4 protein-coding genes are annotated in these 4,200 nt (G+C 73.8%); 2 read left to right on the forward strand and 2 right to left on the reverse strand.

What is annotated here, in order from left to right; genetic code table 11:
- Positions 1-643: zf-HC2 domain-containing protein (locus AC08OV_RS12100; RefSeq protein WP_476619675.1), on the reverse strand; the 643-nt coding region annotated here is incomplete at its 3' end.
- Positions 644-872: 229 nt separating this feature from the next.
- Here AC08OV_RS12100 and sigC point away from each other — a divergent pair.
- Together sigC and AC08OV_RS12110 are read left to right on the forward strand one after the other, a co-directional pair.
- On the forward strand, positions 873-1,445 hold the full coding sequence (gene sigC, locus AC08OV_RS12105; RefSeq protein ID WP_476619676.1) for an RNA polymerase sigma factor SigC: 573 nt from the start codon (positions 873-875) through the stop codon (positions 1,443-1,445).
- A gap of 345 nt (positions 1,446-1,790) precedes the next feature.
- Positions 1,791-3,344, forward strand: coding sequence for a PepSY-associated TM helix domain-containing protein (locus AC08OV_RS12110; RefSeq protein ID WP_476619677.1), 1,554 nt, complete (start codon positions 1,791-1,793; stop codon positions 3,342-3,344).
- Positions 3,345-3,388: 44 nt separating this feature from the next.
- On the opposite strand, the gene AC08OV_RS12115 is transcribed toward AC08OV_RS12110, so the two are convergent.
- The gene (locus tag AC08OV_RS12115; protein WP_476614542.1) at positions 3,389-4,168 is read right to left on the reverse strand and encodes an enoyl-CoA hydratase; all 780 of its coding nucleotides are present in this window, start codon (positions 4,166-4,168) and stop codon (positions 3,389-3,391) included.
- Positions 4,169-4,200 lie beyond the last annotated feature (32 nt).

Consider the following 4,200-nt stretch of genomic DNA (forward strand, 5'->3'; position numbering starts at 1 on the left):
TGAGCGCGACGCCGAGGAGGAGGACGGCGTGGGTCGCGACGCGGGTGGGCTGGACCGAGGAGACGAGGAGGTCGTAGACGGAGTAGCCGCCGAGGACGAGGACTGCGCCGGCGAGGGCGACGAGCAGGCCGGCGGCGCGGCGGGGTTGGAGGGCGGCCCAGAGCATGCCGACGCCGGCGGCGAAGTTCCAGGCGACGGACTCGTTGGACAGGTGCTCGGCGCTGGTGCCATGTGCGGTGACGGCGTGACCAGACAGCCCGTGGCTGTCGACGAGCTGGAGCAGGCCGATGCCGATCTGCAGCCAGCCGACGGCGAGCAGCGCCAGCCGGGCTGTCGAGAAGGGCCCGGCGGGGCGGACGCCCGCTCGCGCAGCGGTGTTCGGGCGCGGACGCAACCGGCGTAGGACGGCGGCGAGCGTGGGCCGGGGTGCCTGCGCGGTGGTGCCGAGCACGGCCGCGGTGAAGTCGGGGGTGGACAACGCCGGTCCGAGGCGCAGCGACCGGGTCAGGGAGACGGCGTGTTCCTGCCAGCGCCGGCAGGCGGCGCAGGTGTGCAGGTGCTGGTCGACGGCGGTCGGGTCTGCTGGTTCGGCTTCGCCGTCGATCCTGGCGGAGAGGGCCTCGCGGCACAGGTTGCAGTCCATCGCCCCACCGGTCGTCGAAGAAGGCCGCCGAGTTCCCGACCATCTCCTATCGTCCTCCCCGTCGTCGCTGACTCCTGGGTACCGTGGGCGGGCGTGACAGCCTGCCTGTTGGTCCTCAGGCGGCTGTCTGGGGCTGGCTGTGGGGTCGGCTACCGTTGGGCGGCATCGGCTGCTGTGGCGTCCGGGTCCGCGTGATCGTGCACGGCCCGAACCGAGGAGAGAGCGGCCCGTGACCCTGGATGAGGAGACGGTCACCGCCTGGGCGTTAGCCGCCGGGCGCGGGGATCGGGCGGCGTTGGAGTCGTTCGTCCGCGCCACCCAGCGCGACGTCTGGCGTTTCGTCGCCTACCTCGCCAGCCCGGCCGCGGCCGATGATCTAACGCAGGAGACCTATCTGCGGGCGTTGCGGAGCCTTTCGACGTTCTCGGCGCAGTCGTCGGCGCGGACGTGGCTGCTGGCGGTCGCGCGGCGGGCCGTGGCCGACGACGTCCGGGCCGGCATGCGCCGGCCACGGACCACGGACGGGGCCGACTGGGAGACGGCAGCCGACCGGGCCCACGCGTCGGCGTCGCCGGCCGTGGGCTTCGAGGATCTCGTCGAGACGAATCTGATGCTGGCCGCGCTGGACGCCGACCGGCGGGAGGCGCTCGTGCTCACCCAGCTGATCGGCCTGTCCTACGTCGAGGCCGCCGCGGTCTGCGGCTGCCCGGTCGGCACGATCCGTTCCCGGGTCGCGCGCGCCCGCGACGACCTCATGACCTGGTCGCGCGCCGGCTTCGACGAAGGAGCCGGCGGGACCTGATCCCACCGTCGCCGGCCTGGTCGGCGCGGGCGGACGACGGCGGGCGTAGTCGCGTCCCGACCAGCCGGTGGGTGGCCGTTGCCCGTGGCGGCACGCGGACCGGGTCCGCCGGTCCCGAGCGCGTCGACCCCGAGCGCTGCGGCGGCGCGTTCCCCGGTCCGGTCAGGTGGCCGGATCGGCGTGTCGTCCGCGGCGGGCATCTGGTTCCCGGCAGGGGTCATGATCTTGCCGACATCAGGGGCGGGGAACTTCCGGCGCCGTGGCCACGACCAACGAGCGACGTGCCGTCCTGGCGTGGTCGCGCCGGATAGACGCACCGCGCCCGATGCCGCTGGAGGATCGTTCGTGAGCACGACACAGGAGCCCGCGCCGGCCAGGTCGGTCGCCGAGCCGGCCGGCGCCGCGGCTGACCCCGCCGACGCCAACCCCGCCGGCGCCGGCGGGATGTCGGCCGCCGGTGAGGTGACGTTGGCAGCCGCGGACGGTGCCCCCGGTGCGGCCCCCGGGCGTCGCTCGATCGCTCCGCTGCTGCTGCGGCTGCACTTCTACGCCGGCATTCTGATCGCGCCGTTCCTGGTCGTCGCCGCGGTGACGGGGCTCGTGTACGTCTTCACTCCCCAGCTTGACCGCTTGGTGTACGAGGACGAGTTCTTCGCCGACGGGCGTGGCCGGCCGCGGCCGCTGGCGGAGCAGGTCCAGGCGGCTATCGCGGCGCACCCGGAGGGCTCGGCCGGGTCGGTGATCCTCACCGGCGAGGACGACCGGACGACCGGGGTGGTGTTCTTCGTCGACGCGCTCGGCGACAAGCAGGACACCGTCTACGTCGACCCCTACACCGGCGCGATCAAGGGCAGCCTGGTCACCTGGTGGGGTTCGACGCCGTTGCAGACCTGGTTCGACGACCTGCACCGCCACCTGCATCTCGGCGCGTTCGGCCGGCACTACTCGGAGCTCGCGGCGAGCTGGCTGTGGGTCGTCGTACTTGGCGGCGTGGTGCTGTGGCTGCGCCGGCTGCGTGGCGGCCGGGAGGGCCGGGGCGGGGGCCTGCGTCGTGCGTTGCTGCCGGACCTGTCCGCGCGCCGGGGGGTGCGGCGGACCCGGGGCTGGCATGCCGCCACCGGCCTGTGGCTCACCGCCGGTCTGCTCATTCTCTCCGCGACCGGGTTGACCTGGTCGCGCTACGCCGGCGGCCACTTCGGCGAGCTCGTCGACGCGCTGCACGGCCACTCCGCCGAACTGTCCACCGAGGTCGCGCAGGCCCCCGCCGGCTCGGGACACCACCACGACGGTATGGGCGGGAACACCGGTGCCGTCGACCTGGCCGCGATCGACCGGGTCGTCGCGACTGCCCGCGCCGCCGGCCTGGACGGGCCGGTCGAGATCGGTCTGCCCGCCGAGGCGGGCACCGCGTGGACGGTGACCCAGAAGGACAACCAGTGGCCGGTGCGCTTCGACGCGGTCGCGGTCGGCCCCACCGGCCAGAAGATCACCGACCGGGTCGACTACGCCGACTGGCCGGTACCGGCCAAGCTGACCCGCCTGGGGATCAACGCCCACATGGGAACGCTGTTCGGCCTGGCCAACCAGATCCTGCTGGCGGCCCTCGCGATCGGCCTGCTCTGCGTGATCATCTGGGGCTACCGGATGTGGTGGCAGCGCCGGCTTACCCGTGCTGACCAGCCCCGGCCGCTGGGCACGCCCCCGACCCGCGGTGGTTGGCGTCACCTGCCCTGGTGGGCCCTGGCCGCCGGCGTCGCCGTGACCGCCGCCGTTGGCTGGGCGCTGCCGCTGCTCGGCCTCAGCCTCGCCGCCTTCCTCGCCCTCGACCTGGTTGCGGGGCTGCTCGCCCGCACCCGGGCACGCCGACCGCCAGGGATTGAGCCGCGTTCCCACGGATGAGGTCGTCCCGCCTGCGGCGCGGGCGAGGAAGGCTCGGCGGGTGGTCAGGCGTCGCGGAACTTCGGGGCGCGCTTCTCGACGAAGGCCGCCATGCCCTCCTTCTGGTCGGCGGTGGCGAAGGTCGAGTGGAACAGGCGCCGCTCGAACAGGATGCCCTCGGCCAACGGCGTCTCGAAGGCGCGGTTGACCGCCTCCTTGACCATCATGGCCGCGGGCGTGGACATGCCCGCGATCGTCGTGGCCACGGCGATGGCCTCGTCCAGCAGGGTGTCGGCCGGGACGATGCGGGAGACGAGGCCGGCGCGGTCGGCTTCCTGCGCGTCCATCATCCGGCCGGTCAGGCACAGTTCCATCGCCTTGGCCTTGCCGATGGCGCGGGTGAGCCGCTGCGAGCCCCCCATGCCGGGGATCACCCCGAGGGTGATCTCCGGCTGGCCGAAGCGGGCCGTGTCGGCGGCCAGCAGGACGTCGCACATCATCGCCAGCTCGCAGCCGCCGCCCAGGGCGTAGCCCGCGACGGCCGCGACCAGCGGCTTGCGGACCCGGGTGAGCGCGTCCCAGCCGGCGAACCAGTTACGGCCGTAGACGTCGCTGAACGACTGGTCGGCCATCTCCTTGATGTCCGCGCCGGCGGCGAACGCCCGCGCGGAGCCGGTCAGCACGATCGCGCCGACCGAGGCGTCGCCGTCCAGCTCGGCGGCCGCGGCGGTCAGCTCGGTCATCACCTGGCTGTTCAGCGCGTTCAGGGCCTTCGGCCGGTTGAGCGTGATCAGCGCGACGCCGGCGGCGGGGCGGCTGACGACGATGGTCTCGGGGGTGGTCATCGGGTCTCCTCGGCCACGGTCTGGTCGTGGGC

The sequence above is a fragment of the Frankia sp. CeTa3Moorea genome (genome assembly GCF_978021225.1).

Bases quoted from the DNA above. Each gene is read 5' to 3' on its own strand.
- AC08OV_RS12115 (WP_476614542.1), bottom strand. From the start codon at position 4,168: ATGACCACCCCCGAGACCATCGTCGTCAGCCGCCCCGCCGCCGGCGTC.